The sequence below is a fragment of the Mesorhizobium sp. M1A.T.Ca.IN.004.03.1.1 genome, from assembly GCF_003997555.1.
In the GTDB taxonomy this organism is placed as follows: Bacteria; Pseudomonadota; Alphaproteobacteria; order Rhizobiales; family Rhizobiaceae; genus Mesorhizobium.
Genome location: NZ_RZTV01000288.1, coordinates 1 through 274, shown reverse-complemented (window position 1 = coordinate 274; position 274 = coordinate 1). Strand labels below are relative to the sequence as shown.

Annotated in this window: 1 protein-coding gene; it reads left to right on the top strand. The window is 39.8% G+C overall.

What is annotated here, in order from left to right; genetic code table 11:
* Positions 1–274 (top strand): hypothetical protein (locus EOD29_RS36280; RefSeq protein ID WP_164763940.1); only part of this gene is annotated, 274 nt, incomplete at both ends.

Genomic DNA, 274 nt, shown 5'->3' with positions numbered 1-274 from the left:
TAGAGGTTCTGCTTCCTTCCTAGCTCGTGCAGATTTTGTAGGAGGAACGTTTGCTATTGTTGAAGACTATACCAGTATGGTAGCTAAATATGGAGGTTCTTCCAATAACGTAGGACTTGAAGATTTTGCCTGTAACCCTTTAGTAGCAGAACAAGTTTATTATATTCTGACTGAATCGGGTGTGAACATCAAGACCTATTTAGGTGCAGGTATTGTTTTTGTGAATAAACTCAATGCTGCTGTAAGTGGTACAAGTTTACGGGCTGGATTATCC